Source organism: Streptomyces sp. RK9, assembly GCF_045070545.1.
Classification (GTDB): domain Bacteria; phylum Actinomycetota; class Actinomycetes; order Streptomycetales; family Streptomycetaceae; genus Streptomyces; species Streptomyces alboflavus.
Genome location: NZ_CP173703.1, coordinates 1,871,202 through 1,896,479, shown reverse-complemented (window position 1 = coordinate 1,896,479; position 25,278 = coordinate 1,871,202). Strand labels below are relative to the sequence as shown.

18 protein-coding genes are annotated in these 25,278 nt (G+C 75.6%); 12 read left to right on the top strand and 6 right to left on the bottom strand.

Going from position 1 to position 25,278, the window contains the following annotated elements; all coding sequences use genetic code 11:
- Positions 1–175: 175 nt before the first annotated feature.
- From AB6L24_RS07360 to AB6L24_RS07345, 4 genes are read left to right on the top strand one after another with little or no spacing between them, the layout of a single operon-like run.
- Entirely contained in the window at positions 176–622 is a 447-nt protein-coding gene (locus tag AB6L24_RS07360) for a CU044_2847 family protein (RefSeq protein WP_405653425.1), read from the top strand.
- Positions 619–3,015: a trypsin-like peptidase domain-containing protein gene (locus AB6L24_RS07355; protein ID WP_405653423.1), complete on the top strand. Its 2,397-nt coding sequence runs from the start codon at positions 619–621 to the stop codon at positions 3,013–3,015. Before AB6L24_RS07360 ends, AB6L24_RS07355 begins: the two co-directional genes overlap by 4 nt.
- 27 nt (positions 3,016–3,042) lie before the next feature.
- The gene (locus AB6L24_RS07350; protein ID WP_405653420.1) at positions 3,043–4,158 is read left to right on the top strand and encodes an AAA family ATPase; all 1,116 of its coding nucleotides are present in this window, start codon (positions 3,043–3,045) and stop codon (positions 4,156–4,158) included.
- Positions 4,145–8,674 (top strand): SAV_2336 N-terminal domain-related protein, encoded by a 4,530-nt coding sequence (locus AB6L24_RS07345; RefSeq protein WP_405653417.1) that lies wholly within the window; start codon positions 4,145–4,147, stop codon positions 8,672–8,674. Before AB6L24_RS07350 ends, AB6L24_RS07345 begins: the two co-directional genes overlap by 14 nt.
- Positions 8,675–8,693: 19 nt before the next feature.
- Here AB6L24_RS07345 and AB6L24_RS07340 read toward each other — a convergent pair whose 3' ends face one another.
- Complete coding sequence (locus tag AB6L24_RS07340; protein ID WP_405653415.1) at positions 8,694–10,034, bottom strand: MFS transporter; 1,341 nt, start codon at positions 10,032–10,034, stop codon at positions 8,694–8,696.
- A 308-nt stretch (positions 10,035–10,342) separates the two neighbouring features.
- On the opposite strand from AB6L24_RS07340, the gene AB6L24_RS07335 reads away from it, so the two are divergent.
- Together AB6L24_RS07335 and AB6L24_RS07330 are read left to right on the top strand one after the other, a co-directional pair.
- Positions 10,343–11,380, top strand: coding sequence for a rod shape-determining protein (locus AB6L24_RS07335; protein WP_030358581.1), 1,038 nt, complete (start codon positions 10,343–10,345; stop codon positions 11,378–11,380).
- Positions 11,381–11,427: 47 nt separating this feature from the next.
- Complete coding sequence (locus AB6L24_RS07330; RefSeq protein WP_405653413.1) at positions 11,428–12,918, top strand: GAF domain-containing protein; 1,491 nt, start codon at positions 11,428–11,430, stop codon at positions 12,916–12,918.
- 266 nt (positions 12,919–13,184) lie between these two features.
- Here the strand turns inward: AB6L24_RS07330 and AB6L24_RS07325 are convergent, their stop codons facing one another.
- From AB6L24_RS07325 to AB6L24_RS07305, 5 genes are all read right to left on the bottom strand, one after another.
- Complete coding sequence (locus tag AB6L24_RS07325; RefSeq protein ID WP_405653410.1) at positions 13,185–15,419, bottom strand: ABC transporter permease; 2,235 nt, start codon at positions 15,417–15,419, stop codon at positions 13,185–13,187.
- A 54-nt stretch (positions 15,420–15,473) separates the two neighbouring features.
- Entirely contained in the window at positions 15,474–16,325 is an 852-nt protein-coding gene (gene modA, locus AB6L24_RS07320; RefSeq protein ID WP_405653407.1) for a molybdate ABC transporter substrate-binding protein, read from the bottom strand.
- Between the two features lie 30 nt (positions 16,326–16,355).
- Positions 16,356–16,754 (bottom strand): molybdopterin-binding protein, encoded by a 399-nt coding sequence (locus AB6L24_RS07315; protein ID WP_405653405.1) that lies wholly within the window; start codon positions 16,752–16,754, stop codon positions 16,356–16,358.
- A 179-nt stretch (positions 16,755–16,933) separates the two neighbouring features.
- Positions 16,934–17,779, bottom strand: a complete 846-nt coding sequence (locus AB6L24_RS07310) for a TauD/TfdA family dioxygenase (protein ID WP_405653403.1) — start codon at positions 17,777–17,779, stop codon at positions 16,934–16,936.
- A 40-nt stretch (positions 17,780–17,819) separates the two neighbouring features.
- Complete coding sequence (locus tag AB6L24_RS07305; RefSeq protein ID WP_405657074.1) at positions 17,820–19,094, bottom strand: MFS transporter; 1,275 nt, start codon at positions 19,092–19,094, stop codon at positions 17,820–17,822.
- Between the two features lie 383 nt (positions 19,095–19,477).
- Here AB6L24_RS07305 and AB6L24_RS07300 point away from each other — a divergent pair, with 383 nt between their 5' ends.
- The 6 genes from AB6L24_RS07300 to AB6L24_RS07275 are packed head-to-tail and all read left to right on the top strand — an operon-like array spanning position 19,478 to position 25,276.
- Complete coding sequence (locus AB6L24_RS07300; protein ID WP_405653401.1) at positions 19,478–20,515, top strand: ABC transporter substrate-binding protein; 1,038 nt, start codon at positions 19,478–19,480, stop codon at positions 20,513–20,515.
- Positions 20,505–21,629, top strand: a complete 1,125-nt coding sequence (locus AB6L24_RS07295) for a FecCD family ABC transporter permease (RefSeq protein ID WP_405653398.1) — start codon at positions 20,505–20,507, stop codon at positions 21,627–21,629. The genes AB6L24_RS07300 and AB6L24_RS07295 overlap by 11 nt, the downstream gene beginning before the upstream one ends.
- Entirely contained in the window at positions 21,626–22,456 is an 831-nt protein-coding gene (locus AB6L24_RS07290) for an ABC transporter ATP-binding protein (protein WP_405653395.1), read from the top strand. The genes AB6L24_RS07295 and AB6L24_RS07290 overlap by 4 nt, the downstream gene beginning before the upstream one ends.
- Complete coding sequence (locus tag AB6L24_RS07285) at positions 22,456–23,223, top strand: methyltransferase (RefSeq protein ID WP_405653393.1); 768 nt, start codon at positions 22,456–22,458, stop codon at positions 23,221–23,223. The genes AB6L24_RS07290 and AB6L24_RS07285 overlap by 1 nt, the downstream gene beginning before the upstream one ends.
- On the top strand, positions 23,220–24,041 hold the full coding sequence (locus AB6L24_RS07280; RefSeq protein ID WP_405653390.1) for a Rossmann-like domain-containing protein: 822 nt from the start codon (positions 23,220–23,222) through the stop codon (positions 24,039–24,041). Before AB6L24_RS07285 ends, AB6L24_RS07280 begins: the two co-directional genes overlap by 4 nt.
- Positions 24,038–25,276 (top strand): GHMP kinase, encoded by a 1,239-nt coding sequence (locus AB6L24_RS07275; protein ID WP_405653388.1) that lies wholly within the window; start codon positions 24,038–24,040, stop codon positions 25,274–25,276. The genes AB6L24_RS07280 and AB6L24_RS07275 overlap by 4 nt, the downstream gene beginning before the upstream one ends.
- Positions 25,277–25,278: the final 2 nt, after the last annotated feature.

The window sequence follows — 25,278 nt, the reverse complement described above, 5'->3', positions numbered from 1 at the left end:
CGTCGGCTCCGGGTGGGGGGTGGCTCCCGGGTGCTGCGAAGAAGTGTCAGGCGCGTGATGTTGCGGGAGAGTTGCCGGGGACTGGCGGGAAGCTGCCAGGGCGGCTTTCCGCCAGGTCGACGGTTCGGCAAGAATGTCGGCGAGCGGGTGACACGGGTCTTCTACGGGGGCGGTCATGGACGGTCTGGTGCAGTTCACGACGGACGGCGGCGCGCATGTGGTGCTCGCCGACGTCGACGACGACGGGTCGGGCGCCCGCCTGGTGTCGCGCGGCGAAGGCCCCGCCCTGGCCGCCCGCACCTTCGAGGCCTCCCTCGGCCCGGTGCGCACCGCCGCCGAGTCGGCCCTGCGGGTGTTCCGCGACGGCGAACTCGCCCCGGACTCCGTGGAGATCGAGTTCGGCGTACGGATGACGGCGGAGGCCGGAGCGGTCATCGTGAAGGGCTCCGGGGAGGGGCATCTGCTGGTGCGGTTGTCGTGGTCGCCGGAGCGGGGTGGCGAGCGGGCCGGCGAAGCGGAAGCGGTCGCCGCAGCCCCGGGGGCGGGTGATCCCGGGAACGCGGGTGCCCCCGGCCGCTTGGGGCACGCGGCCTCGAACGGAGAGCCCACGCCCGCCTCATGAGCAGTACGACCTGGCACGCCCGGGTGGAGTGCGGACGCGAGACCGGCGCCGGGTTCCTCGTGTCGGAGCGGCACGTGCTGACCTGCGCGCACGTCGTGCGGGACAGCGGCGCCGCCGGGGTCACGGTCTCCTTCCCGCACCGCGGGGAACTCGGCGCGGTCCCCGCCGTCGTCGGGGCGCACGGCGGCTGGAGCGGCCACGACGACCACTCCGGCGACCTCGCCGTCCTCGAACTCGACCGGCCCGTGCCCATCCCGCCCGCCGGATTCGCCGTCCCCGACGACGCCTACCTGGAACCACGCCCGCGCCTGGTCGCGTACGGCTTCCCGCGCGGGTACGCCGAGGGCACCATCGCCGAGTACCGCGCCACCGCCGCCCAGCTGATCGCCGACGAGTGGGTCCAGCTGGAGGCCTGGAGCGCCCACGGCCAGCCCCTCGCGCCCGGCTTCAGCGGCGCCGCGGTGACCCTCGCCGACAGCGGGCTCGTCGTCGGCATGGTGTCGGCGGTGGCCGGCGCGGCCGGGGTGCGCAACGGGCGGATGCTGCCCGCGCCGGTCATGGCCCGCTACTGGCCCCGCCTCGCCGAGCTGATCCCGGTGCCAGGCCGGGGCCGCGCGGCACGGCACCGGCTGCGCACCCTGGTGGAGGACGCCGAGAAGGCGGGCCCGGCGGCGGGGCGTTCGGCCGCGTGGGCGCCGGAGCGGCTCTACCTCGACGCGGTCGGGCCGCTGGGTCCTCCGGTGCCGCCGGGCGGGTTCGCCTCGCTGTGGTCGGCGGCCTGGTACGTGCTCTCGGAGGTGGACGTGCCGGGGGCGGTGGAGCGGTTCGCGGACCGGCTCACGGAGCTCGCGGGGGTGCGGGGCGCGGGCGAGTTAGGGGCGGGGCCCGGCGCCGGGCAGGCAGGGGACGCACGGCGGGTGCGCGACGTGCGGGACGCTCCTTGGGTACGGGAGGGGTGGGGCGCTCCTGGGGGGTGGGAGGCCGGGGTGCAGGGAGCCGTGCGGTCGGCGGACGGGGTGCCGGGAGCGGTGACGTCGGCGGACGGAGCGCGGGGAGCCGTGACGTCGGCAGACGGAGCGCGGGGAGCCGTGACGTCGGCGCACGGGATGCCGGGAGCCATGTCCCCGGCGGCCGCTGCGGCGGAACCCGAGACGTCGGCGTCCGTGGCGCCGGGAGCCGCCGCCGTGCCGGGAGCCCCGGCCGCTCCGCGCGCCGCCGGGCGCACCGCCTCCCCCTGGTCCCCGATCCTCGTCGAACTCGCCCGCAGCGGCGCCGGGGACGACCAGGTCCTGGTCGAGGTGTCCGCGTGCCGCGACGGGCACCGGCACCCGGTGGGCTCGCGCACGCTGGCCAGGAGCCAGGTCCGGCCGTACGTCCAGGAGCGCATCGACGCGGCCTTCGGCCAACTCGCCCCCGACGCCGAGGAGCTGATCGCGTTCGTCCTGCCCCGGGAGTGGCTGAACGAGCCCGTGGCCCACTGGGAGCGCAGCGTCGACGACCCGACGCCGCTCGGCTGCTCCTACCCCCTGGTCGTCACCGACCGGGCACGCCGCGCGGGCGGCCTGCGCCACCAGCTGGCCCGCACCTGGGAGCGGCTCGACGGCAAGTCCACGACGGTCGTGCACCGCGTCGAGTGCGCCACCGGCGAGCAGCCGAACAAGCTCCGCTTCCGCCTGCGCAGCGGCGAGGCCGACCTCGCGGGTTTCGCGGCCCCGCCCCGGGCTCCCCGCCTGAAGCGGCACTTCGAGGTGTCCCTGAACGCGCCCGCGCCGGTGCTGCTGTGGGCGCGGGTGGGGTGTGAGCACGAGGGTGGGGGGAGCGGGGGTGCCGGAGGCGGCGGGAACGGGAGTGCGGGCGCCGTCGGCGGCACTGAGGGCACCGGAGGCGCTGGTGGAGCCGGAGGCCTCGGCCGGGAAGCCGAAGGCGCTGACCGCGCCGGAGCCGCCCAGGACACCGGCCGCACCACCATCGCCGGGCACACCGGCACGGCCAGGAACACCGGCAGCACCTGCCCCGCCGATGCGTGCGGCGGCTCCACCCCCGCAGACGCGCCAGGCACCCCGGCGATCACCACCGCCGAAAGCCACCGCCCCACCGCAGACCGCACCAGCACCAGCACCAGCACCAGCACCAGCACCGCAGCAAGCCCCGAAGAAACCGCGACCGCACCCCCCGCCCCCTGCCCCGGTTCCGCCTTCCTCGACCAGCTCGCCGCCCACCTGTCGCGGCTGCCGCCCGCCGAACTGCCGCGCCGCGTCTTGGCGTTGCGCGAGAGTGCTGACGCCGCCGACGAACCCGAGCGGCACTGGGCCCGGGACATCCAGCTCCTGTGGGACGACCCGCGCTGCTTCCCGGACGCGGCGGCGGCCCCGCTGCGCTCCCCCGTCATCTGACCCGCCCGCACCGACGAAAGAGTCCGCATGTCCCTGTGGCCCGTCTACACCGGCACGAACGAGCCGCACGACGGCATCACGCGGCTGCCCCCGCCGCCGCCGTGGCGCGCCTTCGACGGCGGCCCCGTCCTCGACGCTCCGCCCGCGGACCGTTCCGCGACCTCCCCGGACCGCGCGCACCGCGCCCGCACGTACCGCGCCACCGACGAGTGCGTCCACCTCGTCAACGCCGCCCTGTACCTGCGGCGTCCGCTGCTCGTCACCGGGCCGCCCGGCAGCGGCAAGTCGAGCCTCGCGTACGCGGTCGCGCGCGAGCTGGGCCTCGGCCCGGTGCTCCGCTGGAACATCACGAGCCGCAGCACGCTGCACGACGGCCTGTACCAGTACGACCCGCTGTCGCGCCTGTACGCGGCGGGCCGCGCCGCCGCCGAAGGCGCCCCGGCCGCCGGGCCCCGCGCGGGCGTCGACTCCGGTGCGGGCAACGGCACTTCGCGCGCCGACGCCCCGACGGACTCCGCCCCGCCCCAGGACCGCACCGGCATCGAGGACCACCTGCGCCTCGGCCCGCTCGGCACCGCCCTGCTCCCCTACGCCCACCCTCGTGCCCTGCTCATCGACGAGATCGACAAGAGCGACCTGGACCTGCCGAACGACCTCCTGAACGTCCTGGAGGAGGGCCAGTACGAGATCCCGGAGCTGGCGCGCGTCGCCCGGCACACGCCGACCGCCTCGCTGCCCGCCGACGGCTCGGACGAGCCGGTGCCGGTGGTGAAGGGCCGGGTGCGCTGCCGCGCGTTCCCGTTCGTGGTGCTCACCAGCAACGGCGAGCGCGAGTTCCCGCCCGCCTTCCTGCGCCGCTGCGTCACCCTGCGCCTGCGCCGCCCGCACGGCGAGCACCTGGAGGAGATCGTCCGCGCGCACCTCGGCGAACCGGACGCGCACGCAAGGGAGTTGATCGACCGGTTCGTGGCCCGTGGCAGCGGCGGCGAGCTGGCCACCGACCAGCTCCTCAACGCCATCTACCTCACCGCCGCGGCCGGTCTGGAGGCCTCCTCGCGGGACGAGCTCGCCCGGCTGCTCATGCCGTATCTGAGCGAGGGCGCGGAGCACGCCCCGGACCAGGGCTCCGATGCGGGCTTCTGAACCGGTTCCGGGCAAGGGCGGGGACGGGGGCGCCCCGGGAGCCGAGGGCACCCCCGCCCCCACCCATGCCTCCCCCCGCTCCCCCACCCGCGCCTCCGCCGTCGCCGCGCTCGCCGCCGCCCTCACCGGCGCGGCGGGCGGCGGCGAAGGCCCATCCGCCGCCGAGCTCGCCGAACTCCTCTGGCTGGCCCGGCACCTGCCGCCGCCCCCGGAGCCCGAGGACCCGCCCGGGGCGACGGGCGACCGCACGGCGTCACGGCCGTCGGCGCCCGGCGCCCCCGGCTCCGGCGACCCCCGCGCGACACCCCCCACCGACCCGACCCGGCCCTCCGCAGCGGACCCGGCCACCCCGCACGACCCAGCAGCCCGCGCCGACCCGACCGACCCCACCACCCCGGACGCCCCCGCGTCACCGCACCCCGGCCGCACTCCCCCGGCCACCGGCCCCGCCCCGCCCGCCGACTCCCGCGTCCCCCTGCACCTCCCCGCCGAAGACCACCGCCGGGACGCCACCAGGGACGCCCCGGCGGGACCGGAGGCGGGCCCGGCCCACCCCACCCGCACGGGAGTCGACGGCACCGTCCTCCACGTACCCGTGCCGCCGATGATCGCCCACCCGCTGGCGCTCCAGCGCGCCCTGCGTCCGCTCGGCCGCCGCGTGCCCGCGCCGGTCGGGCGGGTCCTCGACGAGGAGGCGACCGCGCACCGCATCGCCACGCTCGGCGCGCACCCGCGCGGCTGGCTGCCGGTGCTCCGCCCGGCCGAGGAGCGCTGGCTACGGCTGTGTCTGGTGTACGACGACGGGCCGACGATGCCGGTGTGGCGGCCGCTGGTGCGCGAACTGCACGCCGCGCTCGTGCAGTCGGGGCTCTTCCGCACCGTCGAGCTGCACCGGGCGGGGCCCGACGGGAGGGTCGCGGCGCGCGCGGCCGCCGCGCCCGCGGCGGGCCGTACCGTCGTCCTCCTGGTCAGCGACTGCATGGGCCCGCAGTGGCGCGCGGGCGGGGCCGGGCGGCGCTGGTACCGGACGCTGCGCCACTGGGCGTCGCGGCTGCCGCTCGCCGTGCTCCAGCCGCTGCCCGAGCGGCTCTGGTCCACGACCGCGCTGCCCGCGACGCCGGGCCTGTTCGCCGCGCCGCACGCCGCCGCCCCTACGGCGACGTACACGTTCGAGCCCTTCGACCCCGACGCCGAGCCGTCCGCCGCCCCTCCGGACGCCCTGCCCGTGCCCGTCCTCGACGCGTCCCCGCGGTGGCTCGCCAATTGGTCGTCGCTCGTCGCCGACGCGGGCGGGCGCCGACTGCCGGGCTCCGTCGGCCGGCTGGCGTCCCGCCCCGCCGCGGCGCTCGCCCGGGACGGCGTGGAGCGCGCGGACGTCACGCTGCTCTCGCCCCAGGACCTCGTCCTGCGGTTCCGCTCGACCGCGTCGCCGGAGGCGTTCCGGCTGGCCGGGCATCTGGCGGTGGGCGAGCCGCACCTGCCGGTCATGCGGCTCGTGCAGGCGGCGGTGGAGCGGCGCCCCCGCGCCCAGCACCTGGCGGAGATCATCCTCAGCGGCATGCTCACGGGCACGCCCGACGGGCCGCCGGGGTCGTACGCGTTCCGGGACGGGGTGCGCGAGGTGCTGCTCGGGACGGTGCCGAGGTCGGCGCGCGGGCGGACCCGGCAACTCCTGGCCCGGGTGGGGGCGTTGATCGACGAGCGGGCCGGCGTGGCGCCCGGGGAGCTGCGGGCCGTGGCGCACGGGGCGGGGCGGGGCGCCGGGGCCGCCCCGGCGGTGGTCGAGGGCGAGCCGTTCGCGACGGTGAGCCCGGAGAGCGTGCGGCAGCTGTCGGGGGCCGGGGCGGCGGAGCGGGACGAGGGCGAGGTGCCGGGGCTCATCGGGGGGCGGTACCGGGTGACGGGCCGCTTCGAGGGCGGGCCCGACCTGTTGGCGGCGGACACCTGGCAGGGCGACAGCACGGTGGTCGTGACGCGCTACCGCGACGCGCCGTCGGACCCGCGCTGGCGCTTCGAGCCGCTGCGCCGGGCCCTGAACGGCCTCCGCCACCCGAACGTGGCCGCCCTGCGGGACGACGGCATCCTGCGCGGCGTACCCCATCTGATCCTGGAGCACCACGCCGGGGAGACCCTGCACGCCGCGCTCGACCGACACCAGGACGGCCTTCCCGTCAATCAACCCGTCGACCTGGCCCGGCAGTTGGCGCAGGGCGTGCTCGCCCTGCACACGCACGGCATCGCCCACGGCGGCCTCTCGGCCCGCTGCGTCGTCCTCGCCGAACACGGCCCCGTCCTCTACGGATTCGGCAGGCTCGCCCTCGACGACACGAGCCGCGCCGCCGACCTCCGCGACCTCGGCCACCTCGTGCACCTCATGCGCACCGGCGACTGGCTGACGCGGCCGGAGCACCTCACGCTCCCCCTCGGCGCCGACCACGCGCTGCCGGAGCACCTGGAACTCGGGCTGCGGCAGGCCGTGGCCGAGCTGGTGTCGCCCGACCCCGCACTCCAGAGGCACGGCGCCCAGCGGCTCGAACAGCTCGACATGCAGGGGGAGCACCGGCGCCACTACCACCTGCTCGGCCCGCTGCGCGTCACCCGCGGCGGCTCCACGCTGGCCGTCGGCTCCCCCCAGGAACAGGCCATGCTGTGCATGCTGCTGCTCCGCGAGGGCGAGACCGTGCACGAGGACGAGCTGGTCGCGGGGCTGTGGAAGGCGCCCGCCCCCGCCCCCTCGGACGGCAGGGACCAGGTGCGGGCGCACGCGTCCCGCCTGCGCAACGCCCTCGGCCCCCGGTCCGTGACCCGACGAGGCGACGGGTACGCGCTCCTCGTCGCGCCCGGCGACATCGACGTGGTGCGCTGCCGGAGGCTGGCCGCCGAGGCCGAACAGGCGCGCGGCTCGGGGGACTTCGCCCGCGCCCGCACGCTCGTCGAGTCCGCGCTCCGGCTGTGGCGCGGCGAACCCCTGCCCGGCGTCCCGGGCCCCGCGGCGCGGACCACCCGCACCTGGCTGCGCCTCACCCGGATGGCGCTGCTCCGCAGCCGCGCCGAACTCGACCTGGAGACCGAGGACTTCGACCGCGCCGTCACCGGACTCCAGGCCGCGCTCGACGAGTTCCCCCACGACAAGGACCTGCTCCGCCTCCACCTCGTGGCGCTCAAGGGCCAGGGCCGCGTCGACGAGGCGATCACCGCGTACGAGGAGTACCGCACCCTGCGCCTCGCGGAACTCGGCACCGAACCGCCCGCCGTCCTGCGGGAACTCCGCCAGGAGCTGGGCGGTCTGCGCGCCGCCGAGTCGACGGCCCTGGCGCCCACCACGTTCTCCTTCTCCTTCACCACGAGCCCCGGCTGGCAGGCCGACACCCTGATGAAGCTCAGCCGGACCGTGGCCCGGCTGCTCACGCAGGGCGGCGCCACGGCGGAGCAGTTCGAGCTGCTGCCCCGCGAGCGCGGCTGGGACGCGGTGGTCTCCGCCGAGGTGCCGCGCGCCGCGCTCCTGGAGACGGTCCTGCACGAACTGCCGTTCATCGTGGGCGCGTACCAGGGCCTGGGGCTGCTCGTCACCGTCGAGGGCGGCCCGGGGGCTCCGCCCGGCCCCGGCGTCGCCGCCGGGGCCGGGGTCGACGAGGCGATCGTCGTGATCCCGGGTGACGTCCACGACGAGCTGTACCGGCAGGACCGGGCGGACCTGACGCGGTTCGTGCCGGTGCCGGGGTCGGCCGCCTGGATCTGCCGGGTCGGGGCCGTCGCGGCGCGCCCCGGCGGCGCGTTCCCCACGCTGCCCGACACCCTCGACCGGGCCGACACCGTCGTCCTCGGCTTCGACGGCACCCTCACCCGGCTCTACGCCCCCGGCAAGGCCCGCGAGGCCGCGCTGCGGCTGCTCGCCCTCGTCGTGGAGCGCCGCGACCCCGAGGCGGCGCTCGGGGGCGCGCCGGTGCCCCGCGCCGGAGGCGGCAGCGAGTACGTCCACCCGCTGGACGTCCTGCGCGCCTTCGCCACCGAAGGGCCCCTCGCCGCCGACCTCGCCGACCAGCTGGACCGCATCGAGCGGCAGGCCGTGTTCGGGGCGAAGCCCGTGCCGCAGGCCACCGCCCTCGTCCGGCTCCTGGCGGACGGCACCGGCTCCGGGCCCGGCCCCCGCCCGCGCACCCGGCCCCGCGCCGTGTGCCTGGTCACCGACACCGCGCCGCGCGCCGTGGCGACGTACGTGGCCACTCATGAGCTGACCATCCGGGCAGACCGCATCCACTGCCGCACCGGCGACCTCACCCGGCTCCTGCCCGACCCGGAGGGCCTGCGCCGCGTGCTCGCCCGGCCCGGCGTGAGCGCCGACCGCTGCCTGATGATCGGCGCCACCGTCGTGGAGGCGACCGCGGCCCGCGCCCTGGACGTCCCGTTCGTCGGGTACGCGCCCGACGACCGCACCCGGGAGCGCCTGCTCGCCGCCGGGGCCCGGCACACGGTGAGCACCCTCTCCCAGCTCGTCGACGCCGTCCGCAGGACCTGAGCCTGTCTTTGAGCCGCCGTCAGGCCTCCGGCGAGCGCGCGTCGTAGCGCAGGAAGGCCCGCCACCGCGCCGTGAGCAGGGCCACGGCGAGCACGCACGCGACGCCGCCCCCGACGATCGCCACCCGGGGCGAGACCGCCTGGCCGACCGCCCCCGCCAGGAAGTCGCCGAGCCGCGGGCCGCCCGCGACGACCACGATGAACACGCCCTGCAGCCGTCCGCGCATCGCGTCCGGCGTGGCCGCCTGGAGCATCGTGTTGCGGAACACCATGGAGATCATGTCCGAGCACCCGGCGACCGCGAGGAAGAAGACCCCGAGCCACAGGTTCCGGGTGAGGCCGAACACCGCGATCGCCGTGCCCCAGGCCGCCACCGACACCACGATCATGAGCCCGTGCCTGCGGATGCGGCCCTGCCAGCCCGAGAACACCCCGCCGAGCAGCGCGCCCACCGCGGGCGCCGCCGCGAGCAGGCCCGCCGTCTTCGCGTCGCCGCCGTACCAGACCACCGCGACCGCCGGGAACAGCGACCGCGGATGCGCGAGGACCATCGCGCACAGGTCGGTGAAGAAGGTCATGCGGAGGTTGGGGCGGGTGGCGAGGAAGCGCAGGCCGTCCAGGACGGAGGCACGCTGCCGCTTGCCGCCGCCCGCCTCGGCGCCGCCGTCGGCCCCGCCGCCCGCGTCGGCCCCCTTCGCCCCGTCGTCGCCCGGGCGCATCGCGGGCAGCCGCCACATCGCGTACAGCGCCGCCGTGAACGCCACCGCGTCGATGAGGTACGCCGACTGATAGCCCCACAGGCCCACGAGCAGCCCGCCGAGCATCGGGCCGACGGTGATGCCCGTCGTCATGGTGAGGGAGTTCAGGGCGTTCGCGGCCGGGAGCTGCTCGGCCGGGAGGAGGCGCGGGATCATCGACGCGCGGGCCGGGGCGTTCAGCGCGGCGCACACCGCCTGCAGCGCGACCACGGCGTACAGGAACCACACGTGCGCGTAGTCGAGCAGCGCCCCGCCCGCGAGCGCGACCGACAGGGCGCACAGGCCGACCGCCGAGTACAGGCCCACCTTGCGGCGGTCCACGGTGTCGGCGACCGCGCCCCCGTACAGACCGAACACCACCAGCGGCACGAGCGTGAAAAGACCCACCAGACCGACGGCGAAGCTGGAGCCGGTCATGTCGTACACCTGGAGCGACACGGCCAGCGACGTCATCGCCTGGCCGATCCAGGAGATGGTGTTGCCGAACCAGAGCCGCCGGTAGTCGACGGAGGTGCGCAGCGGGGTGAGGTCGGCGAAGAGGCGGCGCTTGGGGGTGGGGTCGGGAACATCGGGAGTGCCAGAGACATCAGGGACATCAGGCACATCAACAGCTACGGGGGACTCACCCCGCTCGGCTATCAGAGGGTCGTCCCGCTCGGACCGGTCGCCAGGTGCGTCTTCCCCAGATGCTCGTGTCACACGGGATGCTAACCGGCGCACGGGCCCCCGCCTCAAGCCGTTGTCGGTCCGGCGTCCGAACTCAGGGGAACGCCGCCGGTCCGAGGATCACCCGCCCGGCGGCGCCCCGCCCGGCGCACCCCAGCGCGCGGCCCGCCCCCGGGCGCCGCACGATGCGAGACAGGAACGCCGTCCGGCGGTCCACACGGTCTGCGCTCTCGGGAGGATCTGCCATGACCGTCAGCCTGGAACAGCTGCGTCGCTGCCATATCGCCGTCGACCTGGGGGCCGCGCGGACCCGCGTGTACGTGAAGGGCGCGGGCCTCGTCGTCGACGAGCCGAGTGCCGCCGCCGTCAACACCCGCACCGGCGCGCTGATCGCGGTGGGCCAGTTCGCGGAGCAGATGACGGGGCGCACGCCCGGCTACATCCGGGTGGTGCGGCCCGTGTCCGGCGGGACCGTCGTCGACATCGAGATGTGCCAGCGGATGCTGCGGCACCTGCTCGGCGAGAAGCTGCGGCGCACGCTGCGCCGCAAGCCGAGGCTGCGGGCCGCCGCGTGCACCCCGCACGACGCGGACCCGCTGGCGCAGCGGGCGGCGGTCGAGACGATGGTCGGGCTCGGCGCGCGCCGCGTGGAGCTGGTGGACACCCTGATCGCGGCCGCGGTCGGCTGCGGGCTGCCCGTGGAGCGGCCCGAGGCGTCGATGATCCTGGTGTGCGGGGCGGCGACCACGCAGGTGGCCGTGCTCTCCCTCGGCTCGATCGTGACGGCCGAGCGGATCCCCGTCGGCGGTGAGGCCATCGACCACGCGATCGTGCAGCACCTGCGCCACCAGCACGAGTTGATGCTGCCCTCGCAGTCGGTGCGCCCGCTCCAGCTCGCCCTCAGCGGCAACGGCCTGACCCCGCACGGCCCGGAGTCCACCGAGATCCACGGCCGGGACGTGGCGACCGGCCTCGCCCGCTCGGTGCAGGTCGAGACGGCCGCCGTCCGGGACGCCATCCACACGCCGCTGACCGCGGTCCTCGACGGCATCGGCAAGGTCCTGCGGGACTGCCCGCCCGACCTGGTGGCCGACCTCGCGGACCGCGGGATCATGATGGTCGGCGGCAGCGCGCTGCTCCCCGGCCTCGACCAGATGCTCGTCAACGCGACCGGCATGCCCGTACGCATCGCGGAACGGCCCGACGTGTGCGCGGTGCTCGGCCTGGGTGCGATGCTCGAAGGCAAGATCCAACCACTGGTCCTCGACCCGCTGGCCGGCTGACCACCACCGGGCGTGGCCTCGAACCGACGCGGAAGTACGCCGACGCCATGACCGACGACGTCACCACACCCCCCTTGCCCCTGCTCCTCGACGCCGTCCTCAGCGTCGGCACCGAACTCGAACTCCACGCCACGCTCCAACACATCGTGACCAGCGCGGTACGCCTGACCGAGGCGCGGTGGGGGGTGCTCGAGGTCGGTGCGGGGGAGGTGTTCACGGCGGGGGACGGGGGCGACTCCGCCGGGGTGGGCGGAGCCGCCGGGGCGGTGCGCCAGGCCGGCGGGGCGGGATCGTTGAGCGTTCCCATTCTTGTGCGGGACGAGGAGTTCGGGACCCTTCACCTCGCCGCCGGGTCCGCCGGGGCGTTCAGCGACTCCGATCGCGGGCTGCTGCGGATCCTCGCCGGGCAGGCCGGGATCGCCGTCGGCAACGCCCGTCTTTACGAGACCGCCCGCCAGCGCGAACGCTGGATCGAGGGCGCCGCGGCCGTCACCACCGCCCTGCTCACCGGCGAGGCCGCCGCCGACGCCCTCATGACGGTGGCTCAGCAGGCCCGGCTGCTCGCGGGCGCCGCGGCCGGTGTCGTCCTCCAGCCCACGCCCGCCGGCGGCATGACCATCGTCGCCGCCGCCACGGACGCCGCGGGCGGCGGGCTCCCGCCCGAGCGGCGCAGGCACCCCGCCGCTGCCGCCCAGAACGACCTGATCGGCACCACCATCGAACCCGGCAGCGCCGTCCTCGAACAACTCCTCGGCGGCGAACCCGTGTTCATCGAGGACTCCGCGACCGACCCGCGCATGACGACCCACGTACGGTCCCGCTTCGGGCCCAGCATGATGCTGCCCCTCCAGGCGGGCGGCCGCCTCATCGGCACCCTCGCGCTGCCGCGCCGCCGCGGCGACCACCCCTACACGGCCGTCGAACGGCTCCTCGCCACCCAGTTCGCCTCCCAGGCCGCGCTCGCCCTCGTCCTCGCCGACGCGCAGCAGTCCCGGCAGCGGCTCGCCGTCTTCGAGGACCGCGACCGGATCGCCCGCGACCTCCACGACCTCGTCGTCCAACGCCTCTTCGCCACCGGCATGATGCTGGAGTCGACGCGGCGCAGGGCCGGTTCGGCGCCGGTGGGGACGGCGCTCGACCAGGCCGTGGACGAGCTGGAGTCCACCATCCAGGAGGTGCGGACGGCCATCTTCGCCCTGCAGCAGCCGCCTGCCGACGCGCCGACGACGTTCCGGGGGAAGGTGCTCAAGGAGACGGCCGGGGCGGCCGCGGTGCTCGGCGTGCAGCCGTCCGTCCACTTCAGCGGGGCCGTCGACACGCGCGTCACCGAACCCGCCGCCGGGCGGCTCCTGCGGGCCCTGCGGCGGGCCCTCGCCGCGGCGTCCCGGCGCCTCGCCGTCACCCGGGTCGACGTCGTCGTCGACGCGGGGGTCGGGTTGCCCGACGGGCGGAGCGGGGTGCGGCTCACTGTGTACGACGACGGGGAGACGGATGGGGTGAGCGCGGGGACGACGGTGACGTGGCAGGCGCCGCTGTAGCCCCTGGACCCCGTAGGCAGGCGTCCCGTGGCGGGTGGGACAGTCCTCCCTCGAATCGGCGCTCCGCGCCTCGTCCTCAAACGCCGGACGGGCTGAAAACTACTGCCCCGGGGCGGGCCGGAGAGGCGCTGCGGGTTGAGCTGTTTCGGGGGCTGAGGGTGCCGCGCTTCTGGCCAGGCCGGTGCAAGTTCGGGCGGGTGGGTGGGAGAGAGCCCGTCCGGCGATCGAGGACCAGGCGCGGAGCGCCGTGTCGGGGGTGCGGTGGGTTACAGAGGGACGACGGAGACCTCGGTGGCCTTCACGCTCGTCCAGACGGCGGCCCCGTCCGCCAGGGCGAGCTCGGCCGCAGCGGCAGGCGTGATCTCGGCGACGAGGTCGGGCGCGTCCGGGGACGTGATGAGGACGCGGAGCCGGCTCCCGGCCGTGGTGATCTCGCGCACGGTCCCGGCCCACACATTGCGCGGACTCCCCGCAGGCTTCTCCCGGTGCACGGACACCGCCTCGGGCGCGATGACGGCAAGCGCCCGCGCCCCCGCGTCGAGCGGATCGGCCACGACGAGCCGCCCGCCCCCGGCGAGCGCGAGCGCACCGTCGGAGGCCACCGCGCCGGGCCACGCGTTGCGCCCGAGCATCCGCGCCACCCACGGCGACCGCGGGTGCCGCGTGACCTCGGCGGGCGGCGCGTCCTGCACGGCCCGCCCGTCGTCGAGCACAAGGACCCGGTCGGCGAGGGACACGGCCTCGACCGGGTCGTGCGTGACGATGAGGCAGACCCCTCCGAAGCCGTCGAGGTGCCCCCGCAGGGTGTGCCGCACATGCGCCCGCGTGGTCTGGTCGAGCGCGGCGAGCGGCTCGTCGAGGAGCAGCAGCCGGGGCCGCGCGGCGAGGGCCCGGGCGAGGGCGACCCGCCCGGCCTGCCCGCCGGACAGCTGCGCGGGCCTGCGGTGCGCGAGGTGCCCGACGCCGAGCCGGTCGAGCCACGCCTGCGCCGCCCGCCGGGCCTCCGCGCGCGGCACGCCCTGGGCCCGCAGCCCGTACGCGGTGTTGCCGAGGGCGGTCAGATGCGGGAAGAGGGCGCCGTCCTGGGGCACCCAGGCGACCCCCCGCCGGTGCGGCGCGAGCGCGCTGACGTCGGCGTCGCCGAGGCGCAGGGCGGCGTGGGCGCGGGGCGTCAGGCCGAGGAGGGCGCGCAGGAGGGTGGTCTTGCCGGCGCCGTTGGGCCCGACGACGGCGATGGTGGTGCCGGGTTCGGCGTCGAGGACGAGCCGGGTGAACCCGGTGACGTCCGCGTGCAACGCCCAACTCCCACCGGACTCGGGCACCTTGGCGAGGCCGTCGACGACCGGACGGTCCCGCACGGGGTCGGCGCCCTGCCCGCGCAGGGCATCGGCACGCGCCCCGCTCACGCCATCGGCACCCGGCTCCCGTACGGCGTCGGCGTCCGCCCCGCGCGGGGCATCGGCGCCCGTTCCGCTCACGGCGCCAGCGCCCACCGCACTCGCGGCACCGGCACGCGACCCTCGTACGGCATCGGCATCGGCATCGGCACCCGCCCCACGCACAGCCTCCGCCCCGCCACCATCGCCCGCCCCGCCGAAAGCCCCGCCCAGAGCCCCGTCAACGCCCCCGTCATCCACACCGCCCCCGACGGACCTCCGCCCCCGACCGCCCCCCGCGGCCCCACCACCCCCGGTCCACCGCCCCCGCAACGCCACAAGCACCGCCATCGCGATGGCGAGCAGCAGCAGCGACACCGAGGTGGCCGCCTCGGGCGAGTCCTGGAGCAGCAGGTACACCTGGAGCGGGAGCGTCTGGGTCGTCCCGGGCAGGTTCCCCGCGAACGTGATCGTCGCGCCGAACTCGCCCAGCGCCCGCGCCCAGGTGAGCGCGGCCCCGGCGGCGAGTCCGGGCGCGACCATGGGCAGCGTGACGGTGCGGAACACCCGCGCCGGGGACGCGCCGAGGGACGCGGCCGTCTCCTCGTAGCTGGGCCGCAGCCCGGCGATCGCGCCTTCCAGGCTGATGACGAGGAACGGCATGGAGACGAACGTCGCCGCGACGACGGCACCGGAGGTGTGGAAGGGCAGGACGACGCCGAAGGTGTCCTCAAGCCAGGGCCCGAGCAGCCCGCGCCGCCCGAAGCCGAGCAGGAGCGCGACCCCGCCGACGGTCGGCGGCAGCACCATCGGCAGCAGCACGAGGGACCGGACGAGCGCCTTCCCGGGGAACGGGACCCGCGCGAGCAGCCAGGCCAGCGGCACGCCGAGCAGCAAGGAGAGCCCGAGCGTCCAGAAGGACACGATGAGCGACAGCTTGAGGGCCTCGGTCACGCCGGGGCTGCTCAGGTGGTCGCCGAGCTGCCCCCACTCCGTACGGGCCAGGACCCCCACGAGGGGCATCAGCAGGAACGCGACGGCGAGCAGCGCCGGTACCGCGAGCACGAACGGCGCGCGGACACGGCCCCCGCCCGGCCGCGGCGGTCGGCTGCGGAAGCGGTTCATCGGAGGGTCCTGACGTACGGGGCGGATCTGGGGTTCAGAGGCTCACGGTTCGCGTCACGGCTTCTGGAAGCCCGCGTCCCGAAGGATCTTCTGTGCCTCCGGCGTGCCGAGCCACTTCACGAAGGCGTCCGCGGCCTCCTTGTGGCCGGACTCCTTGAGCGTGGCGGCCGGGTAGGACGCCACCGCGTTCTGCGCGTCGGGGATGGTGACGGCGTCGACCTTGTCGGGGGCGGTCGCGGCGTCCGTCTTGTAGACGATGCCCGCGTCGGCCTCGCCCAGCTCGACCTTGCTGAGCACCCCGCGCACGCTCGTCTCCTGCGAGACGGGCTCGACCTTGAGCTTCTGGGCGTCGAGCACCTGCTGGCTGTAACGCCCGACGGGCACCTCGGGGGCGGCGAGGACGACCTTCAGGCCGCTGTCGGTGAGGTCCTCGAGGCTCTTGATCTTCTTGGGGTTGCCGTCGCGCGTGGCGATGACGAGGCGGTTCTTGGCGATGATGTTCGGCGAGCCGACGTCGGACTTCAGGCCGTCCATGGTCTTGGTGTCGGCGGTGACCAGCGCGTCGGCGGGCGAGCCCTGCTTGACCTGCGCGGCCAGCTCCTGCGAACCGGCGAAGGAGAAGGTGAGCTTCGTGCCCGGGTGCTTCTTCTCGTACGTCGTCTCGATGGTCTTGAACACGTCGGTGAGCGACGCGGCGGCGAGCACGGTCAGGTCGGCCTCGGGCACGCCACCGCCCTTGCCTCCCTTGCCGCCCTTGTCCTTCTTGCTGCCGCCGTCGTCGTCACCGCCGCAGGCGGCGAGCGGCAGGAGCAGCGCGGCGGCGGCCACCGCGGCGGCGGCGCGGCGCCCGCCCCGCGCGGAGCGCGCGGCGCGGGACAGGGTCGAGGCAGGGGAAACGGGGGACATGCGCGGGACTCCTAGGGTGCGTTCGAGGGTTCAGACGCGATCGATGTGCACACTGGTGGACTTCACCCGGGCGGTGGCCTCCATGCCGACCTCCAGGCCGAGTTCCTCCACCGCCTCGCGGGTGAGCAGCGAGACCAGGCGGTGCGGGCCCGCCTGGATCTCGACCTGCGCGGCCACGTCGCCGAGCTTCACGGCCGTGACGATGCCGGGGAAGGCGTTCCGCGCGGACGTGTACGTGTCCTCGCCCTCGGTGGCGCCGCCCGCCTGGGCCAGCTCCACGGAGAACGCCGCCAGGTCGCGGCCGTCGATGACGCGGCGCCCGGCGTCGTCCCGCAGGGTGGCGACCCGCCCGGCGTCCGCCCAGCGGCGGGCGGTGTCGGGGCTGACGCCGAGGAGCCGGGCGGCCTGACCGATGGTGTAGGACTGCATGTGCAGCACGATAAGCCCGTTTGCCTGGCAGTTGTAAAAGTTCGGGCGAACCTACATCGCAGATGCGAGGTGCTGTTCCATCTGCTGGACGATGCGCCAAGGCGGCCGGGAAGCGTGGTCCGGGGGCGCGGTCCGGTGAGTCCGTCACCGCGCCTCCCCGTCCCGCCCGGGGCGGCCCGCTAGCGCGCCTCCGTGCTCCGTACCGTCAGGATCCGCACCGTCCGCTCCCCCGCGTGCCCGTCCCGTCCGTGCCAGCAGCGGTAGTTGTCGAGTACGAGGATGTCGCCCGCGTCGAGCCGGAAGCGCGGCAGCGCGTCCTCCAGGCCGTGCACGGCACGGGTGAAGCGCTCCAGCATCGCGGTGATGTGCTCGGCCTGCGGATCGCGGTGCAGGGGCATCGCGCCGTCGGTGCGCCGCACGATCCGGCGCCCGGTGCGCGTCCACTCCACGTGCCGTCCGACCTGCGGCGTCGCGGGCAGCCCGCGCAGGCCCGCCCACGCCCCGTACAGGTCCACGTCGCACCCCGTCAGGAAGTCCGCCAGCTCGGGGTCGGCCGTCGCGAGCCCGTCCACGAACCGGCCCGCGTCCACCGCGAAGGAGTGCCCGCCGGACGGCGCCGGGCGCTCGCAGCGCACGAAGACATGGTCCTCGTCGGGGTGGCGGCGTCTGCTGGGGACGCCGCCCACGTCCACCCGCACGTCGAAGCTGTCCGCGTGCAGGTGGACGGGGCCGCCGTCCCGCGAGGTCCGCAGCCGCTGCGGGTACAGCTCGCGCAGCCGGGCGCCGAGCACCCGCGCGGCGGCGAGGGCGAGAGGATCGCCGCCGCCCGCCTCGTACGCGGACAGCACGACGGCGCCGTGCTCGGCGAGCAGCGCGGGGGCGTCGTCGACGCGCTCGGGCGGGACGCGGGGCGGCACGACGCCGGGGCCGGGGCCGGGCACGGCGTCCGGCAGGCGCCCGTCGGCCGCCGGGTGATCCCCGTCCGACAGGCGCCCTCCGCCCGACCGGCGATCCCCGCCCGACATGCGATCCCCGCCCGGCCGAAGATCTCCGTCCAACCGGAGGTCACTCATCCCGTACGCCTCCCTCACGCTCGTCGCGCACCGCACGCTCTTCTTCCCGCTCCCGCCGCGCGAACCCCCGCGCGCTCGGCACCAGCGCCGCCGCCGCGGGCGCCGCGAAGCACAGCACCGCGCACACCGCGAGCACGGGCCGGGGCCCGAACTGCTCGATGGCCGGGGCGATCAGGGCGAGCCCGGCGGGCGCGAGGCCGTAGGACAGCATGAAGTCCAGGGACGACACCCGGGCCAGCTTGTCGGGGGCCACCTCGCGCTGCGTCGCCGTGAACCAGGGCACGTTGAACAGCTCGATGCCGATGCCCGCCACCGCGTACGCGGCCACGACGACCGCCCAGTGCACGGGAAGCAGCAGACTCAGCGGCGCGAAGCCGTACAGGCCGAGGCCCGCGAGCGCGGCCCAGCCCTGTGCGCGCGGGCGCCAGCGGGCGACGACGACGGCCCCGCCGAGCGCGCCCAGCGTGTACGCGGTCATGGCGGCGGCGAGGACGAAACCGGTGTCGTACTTGTCGCGGCTGACCAGCGGGAGCGCGACGCCGGTCGCCGAGTAGCCGGTGCTGATGACGACGGTGAGCGCGCCGAGCCCGGCGAGGAACCAGGGGTGGCGCCGCGCCTCCCGCAGCCCCTCGGCGAACTCCCCGAAGAACGAAGGCCGTCGGCGGGCACCGTCACGGCCCGCGCCGTCGTCGTCCACGCCGTCGGCGTCGGCGCCCTCGGCCGCGTCGGCCCCGGGCCGCCCCGCCCCCGGCCCCGGCATCAGCGCCGCCACCAGCCACAGCACCCCGATCCCGAGCAGCAGCGTCCAGGTGTCGAGGGCGACGGCGAGCAGCGCCGTCAGGGACGGTCCGGCGAGGGTGGTGGCCCGTACCGACAGGGTCATCGCGGCGTTCGCGGCCTGGCGGCGGTCCTCGTCGACGACTTCGGCGGTGAGCGCCTGGAAGGCGGGGCGGCAGGCGCCCTGGCCCGCGCCCGCGACCACGGCGGCGGCGAGCATCAGCGGCAGCGACCGCCCGAGGCCCAGGGCGAGGAGCGGGGTCGCGGCCGCGGCGGCGAGGCCCGCCCACAGGACGACGCCACGCCGCGAGTACCGGTCGGCGAGGACCCCGCCGACGGCGACGGCCACGAGGAAGCCCGCGGTCCGGGCGGCCAGCAGCAGGCCGAGCGTCGCCGCGCCGATGGTCCGGTCGAGGACGGCGAGCCCGAGCACGAAGGGCAGCGCCCAGGTCGCGAGCCCGGACGCGGTGGTCCCGCACCAGAGCCGCAGGAACGCCAGATCCCGCAGCACACCCGGCCCCCGACCCGCCCTCTCGGCCGCTTCAGGCTCACCGGCCCCTCCGGCCCCTCCGGCCCCTCCGGCCTTGTCGACCCCGTCGCCCTCGTCGGTCTCGTCCGGCTCCGTCCGTATCGGCGTAGTCGCCACGTGACGCACTCCTCTCAGAATCGTCCGCACGGGCCTCCCACGGCCCTCGTACGGATCTCGAAATCGTTATGCGGCCCGGCACCGGCACCCAACTGACCTGCGACAAGCGGCAGTTGAGGAGGGTCGGTGGCGCGCCGCCGACCGGCGGAGGCCACCCCGGGACCCATTAATGAAAATGATTGCCATTACAGTACCCTTATCGCGTCCCACCCGAGACCGGAGGTCCCATGCGCCACCGCCACCCCGCCCGCTTCGGCATAGCCGCCCTCACGCTCGCCCTCACCGCCGTCGGCTGCTCGTCCTCCGACGGCGGCGGCTCCGCGTCGGACGACAGGGCGGGCGGCAAGGAGACGACCGTCACGAGCTGCGGCCGGAAGCTGAGCTTCGACGGGCCGCCCGAGCGCACCGTCGCCCTCGACCAGTCCTCCACGGAGGTCCTGCTCGAACTCGGCCTCCAGGACCGCATGGCCGGTACGTCCAACCTGAAGACGAAGATCGCGCCCGAGTACAAGAAGGCGTACGACAAGGTCGACGTGCTCAGCCCGAAGATCCTGACCAGCGAGCAACTGCGCGCCGCGACCCCGGACTTCACCATCGGCGGCTTCACCGACTACTTCACCAAGGACCGTGTCGGCACCCGCGAGGAGCTCGCCGACCTCGACCTGCCGTCGTTCGTGAGCGCCGTGGACTGCCCGAAGCAGAACACCGCGGGGGCGGGCAAGAAGGCCAAGTCGCCCTTCGAGCTGCTCTTCCAGGACTACCGTGACCTCGGCCGGATCTTCGACGTCGAGAAGCGCGCCGCGAAGCTCGTCGAGGAGCAGCGCGGCACGCTCGCCGAGGCGGCGAAGACCAAGGACCGCGTCAAGGGCGAACCCACCGTGGTCTGGCTGTACTCGGTCTACGGCGACACCCCGTACGTAGCGGGCAGGAGCGCGATCCCCAGCGAGATGAGCAGGACCGTCGGCGCGAAGAACGCCTTCGACGACATCGACGAGGACTGGCCGACCGTCACCTGGGAGCAGATCGCCGAGCGCGACCCGGACTTCATCGTGATCGGCGACCTTTCGGAGCGCGGCAAGCCCGGCGACAGCGCGGCCGACAAGCTGAAGGCGATCCGCGCGAACCCGGTGACGGCGAAGCTCGACGCCGTCGAGAAGAAGCGGTTCATCGAGATCCCGGGCACGGAGATGGACCCGTCGGTCCGCACGGTCGGCGCGCTGCCGCGCCTCACGGCCGGGATGAAGGACCTCGGGTATGCCCGCTAGGCCGGGCGCCCCGGACCTGCTGCACCCCTCGGCCCGGGAGGCCGCGGCGCCACCGCCCCCGGCGGCCCCCGCCCCCGGGCGGACGGCACGCCGGGCGCTCCGGACCACGCCGTCCGCGGCGGCCCTCCACCTCCTCGCCGGCCTCGCCCTCGCCGTCTCCCTCGTCGCGTCCGTGCGGATCGGCACCACCGACGTGTCGTACGCCGACGTGGTGCGCACGGCCGGGTTCCATCTGGGCCTGGACGTCGAGCCGTTGCCGCGCCTGGTGGACTCGCTGATCTGGGAGCTGCGGGTGCCACGGGTGGTGATGGCGGCGCTGGTGGGTGCCTCGCTCGCGGTGTGCGGCGCGGCGCTCCAGGCGATCACGCGCAACGCGCTCGCCGACCCGTATCTGCTCGGCATCTCCTCGGGGGCGTCGACGGGCGCGGTCGCGGTGGTGGTGCTCGGGGTCGGGTCCGCCTCGCTCGGGGTGACCGGCGGCGCTTTCGTGGGCGCGATGGTGTCGTTCGGGCTGCTGATGCTGCTGCTCAGGAAGGGCGGCCTGGACTCGGTCCGGGTGGTCCTCACCGGTGTGGTCGTCTCGCAGCTCTTCACGGCGCTGACCTCGCTCGTCCTGATGGCGTCGGGCGACTCCGAGGCGATCCGGGCGATCACGCAGTGGCTGCTCGGCTCGATGGCCCCGGCGCGCTGGGACACCACGGCGGTGACGGCCGCGGTGACGGCGGTGGGCCTGCTCGTCCTGTGGCTCAACTCGGCCGCCCTGGACGGGTTCTCGTTCGGCACGGACACCGCGTCGTCGCTCGGCGTGGACGTCCGCACGACGCGCTGGGTGCTGCTGATCGTGACGTCGCTGATGACGGCGGTGGCGGTGGCGTCCGTGGGCGCCATCGGCTTCGTCGGCCTGATCGTGCCGCACGGCGTGCGGTTCCTGATCGGGCCGCGGCACCGGACGCTGCTTCCGCTGTCGGCGCTGGTGGGCGCGGTGTTCCTGGTGTGGACGGACGCGCTCGCGCGGGTCGCGTTCGCGCCGCAGGAGGTGCCCGTCGGCGTGTTCACGGCGCTGCTCGGCGTGCCCCTTTTCCTGCTGGTCCTGCGCAAGCGGGGGGAACTGTGAGGATCACCGCCGAAGGCCTCGGCTGGTCCGTGGCGGGCAGACGCGTCCTGGCCGGCGTCGACCTGGACATCGCGCCGGGCGAGACGGTCGGCCTGATCGGCCCCAACGGCTCCGGCAAGTCCACCCTGCTGCGCTGCCTCGCGGGGCTGCGCACCCCGACGTCCGGCTCGGTCGCGTACGACAAGGAGCCGATCCGGGCGTGGGGCGCGCGCCGGATAGCCCGCCATGTGGCGTTCGTGGAGCAGGCCGCCGACACCGACAGCGACCTGCGGGTCGAGGACGTGGTGACGCTCGGCCGCACGCCCTTCGGCGACCGGTGGCGGGGCTTCGGCGCGCACGACCGGGCCGTCGTCGCCGCGGCCCTCGCCCGCCTCGGCCTCACCGAGCTGCGCGAGCGCCCCTGGAAGGCGCTGTCCGGCGGCGAGCGCCAGCGCGCCCACATCGCGCGGGCCCTGGCCCAGCAGCCGTACACGATCCTGCTCGACGAGCCGACCAACCACCTCGACGTGAAGCACCAGTTGGAGCTGCTCGGCCTGCTCGCCGCCACCGACCAGACCGTCCTCGTCGCGCTGCACGACCTGTCCCTCGCCGCCCGCTACTGCGACCGGCTGCTCCTGCTGCACGGCGGCCGCCTCGTCGCCGAAGGGCCGCCGCGGGACGTCCTGACGCCACGGTTCCTCGCCGAGGTGTTCGAGGTGGACGCGGTGACCGGGCCCGACCCGCTGGGGCACCTCGCGGTCGCGTACCGGGGTGTCGCCGCGGCCCCCGCCCCCGAAGTACCCGACATCCCCGAACTCGTCGACTCCCCCACCCCGAAGGAGAACTGATGGACAGCACGGCCACCGGAGCCGCCCTGCTCGACCAGTTGCCGCCGCCGCTGCCCGCCGCGCGCGTCATCGCCCTCAACCAGCCGAAGGCGGACCTGCACACCCCCCGCTCGTACACCTGGAACGGCTGGTCCTTCGACGTGCCGCCCGGCGTGTTCATACCCGGCTGGACCAGCCGTCTCATCCACGAGCGGCTGCTCGACGGCCGCATCGAGACGCGCTTTCGCCGGTACGCGGCGATGGGCGCCGGGCTCGGCGTGGAGGCGGTCGCGGCGGGCGTGCGCGGGGCGCGGGAGATCTACGCGCTCGACGTGCACCCCGAGAGCGTCGCCACGGCGGCCCGGCACTACGCCCGCCTGGTCGGCGAGCGCCCCGGCACCCGCCTCGTCCCCGTCGTCGGCGACGTCTTCGAGGCACTGCCCGCAGGTGTCCAGGTCGACGTCGTGACGTTCAACCCGCCCGCGGTCAGCCAGCCGGTCAGCGAGGACCCCGACGTCGTACGCAACGTGTGCGTGGGCGCGCCGCTGCTCGCGCGGTTCTTCGCGCAGCTCGCCGAGCGTGACCTGCTCGCGCCGGGCGGCGAGGTGTACGTGATCGTGTCGAACACCGCCGATCTGCGCACCATCGTCGGGGACGCCCTGGACAGGGGCTTCACGGCGGAGATCGACCATCTGCACGACTGGCAGGACGGCGTCCTGACGTTCCTCCTCAAGTTCCAGCGTGCGCCGAAGTCCACGTCCCAGCTGATCCGCGGAGGCCTCGCGTGAAGACCGTCGACGAACTCCTCTCCGCCGTGCTCGCCGGTGAACTCGGCCCCGACCCTGCCGAGTTGACGGCCACCAGCGTGTTCTGGATCCACCACGGCACGCGCCTCGCGGGCGGCGACGTCACCTACCTCAACCAGTACGTCCTCGTGCGCGTCGGCGGCGCGTTCGGCGGCTGCGCCTTCGAGGCGGGCGAGATCGACCCGGCCATCTGCCGGGACGCGTCCGGCAGTTCACTGGCCACGCTGCTCACAGAGGCGCCGCGGGCGCTGCGCACGGCCGCGCTCGACGCCTACCTGGCCGCCGTCGCGCCGCACCGCGAGGCCCCCGGCGCCGAGCCCGTGACACTGCCCGCGGGTCCGCCGGAGGTCCGCGCGGTGGCGCGGGACACGGCCATCGCGGGCCTCCTCGACATCGAGCCCGGCGCCAAGGTCGCGCTGATCGGCGTCGTCAACCCGCTGGTCGCGGCCATCCGCGAGCGCGGCGGCGACCCGCTGCCCTGCGACCTCAACCTGCGCACGACCCAGTGGGGCGACCCCGTCAGCGACGACATGCACGAGGTCCTCGCCGCGGCCGACGCCGTCGTCGCCACCGGCATGACCCTCAGCAACGGCACCTTCGACACGATCCTCGCCCGCTGCCGCGAACGCGACGTGCCGCTGATCGTGTACGCCCAGTCGGGCAGCGCGGTGGCCCGGGCGTTCCTGGGCGCGGGGGTGACCGCGCTGTCCGCGGAGCCGTTCCCGTTCTCCCAGTTCAGCGCCGAGCCGACGGCCCTGTACCGGTACCGGGCGGAGCCGCGCGCGAAGGGCGGGTCGTGAGGGACGCGGCGCCGCAGGACGGGCCCGGCACGGGGACGCGCACGGACCCCCGCACCGCCACCGGCGCCGCCACGGCCACCGGCGCCGCCACCGGCACCGGGCACGCCGCCTGTCACCACGGCGAGATCCTCCAGGGCGTCTTCCTCGACGAGCGCGGGCGGCGCCGCGCGGGCCTGGTCACCCTCCCGATGCCGGCCCTCGGCACCCGCGCGGAGTTCGTACGCCGCCCGGGCGCCGAGGACGTGACGGTGGTGCCCGCCGACCGCACCAAGGCGCTGCGGGCCGCCACCTACGCGATGGCGGAGTGCGCGACGCGATGTCAGGAACCGTTGTGCGGCGGCGAGTTGCGCCTCGCCGGTGCCGTGCCCGTGGGCCTCGGCATGGGCTCGTCGAGCAGTGACGTGATCGCGGCGGTGCGCGCGGTCGCGGACGCGTTCGGGGTGCTCCTCGCGCCGGAGGCCATCGCGCGGCTCGCGGTGCGCGCCGAGCGGGCGTCGGACCCGCTGATGCTGGACGGCCGCCCGCTCCTGTTCGCGCAGCGGGAGGGCCGGGTCCTGGAGGAGCTCGGCGCCGCGCTGCCGCCCGCGGTCGTCGTCGGCTGCGCGCTCGGCGGCGGGCGGCCCGTGGACACCCTGGCGCTGCCGACGCGCGGGTACGACGACGAGGACGTGCGCGCGTACGAGCGGCTGCGCGCCCTGCTGCGGCGGGCCGTCGCCACCGCCGACCCGGTGCTGCTCGGGCACGTCGCGACCGAGAGCGCCCGGCGCGGCCAACGCATCCTCGCGCACGAGGAGTTCGGGGAGCTGACGGCCATCGCGGGCCGGGTCGGCGCGGTGGGCGTGCAGGTCGCGCACAGCGGCAACGTGGCGGGCCTGCTCTTCGACCCGGCGGCGCCGGACCTGCGGGGGCGGCTGCGCCGCTGCTCCCAGGCGCTCGCGGCGGCGGGCATCCCGGCCACGTACACCTTCACGACGACCTCGCAGGGCTCCACCCCGCACACCCCGCACACCTCTCACACTCCTCATATCCCGCACCACTCACCTCACCCACCCCATCCCCCCACCCCCCGCACCAGTTCACCCACCAGCGAGGAGCCCCCGCATGGCCGAGACGGACGAGAAGGACGAGAGGGCCGGGACGGGCGGGAGGGCCGGGACGGACGAGCACATCGCGGAGGCGATCGGCCGCCCCGACCTGATACGTGTCGACGAGGGACTCATCTGCCTGCGCTTTGAGA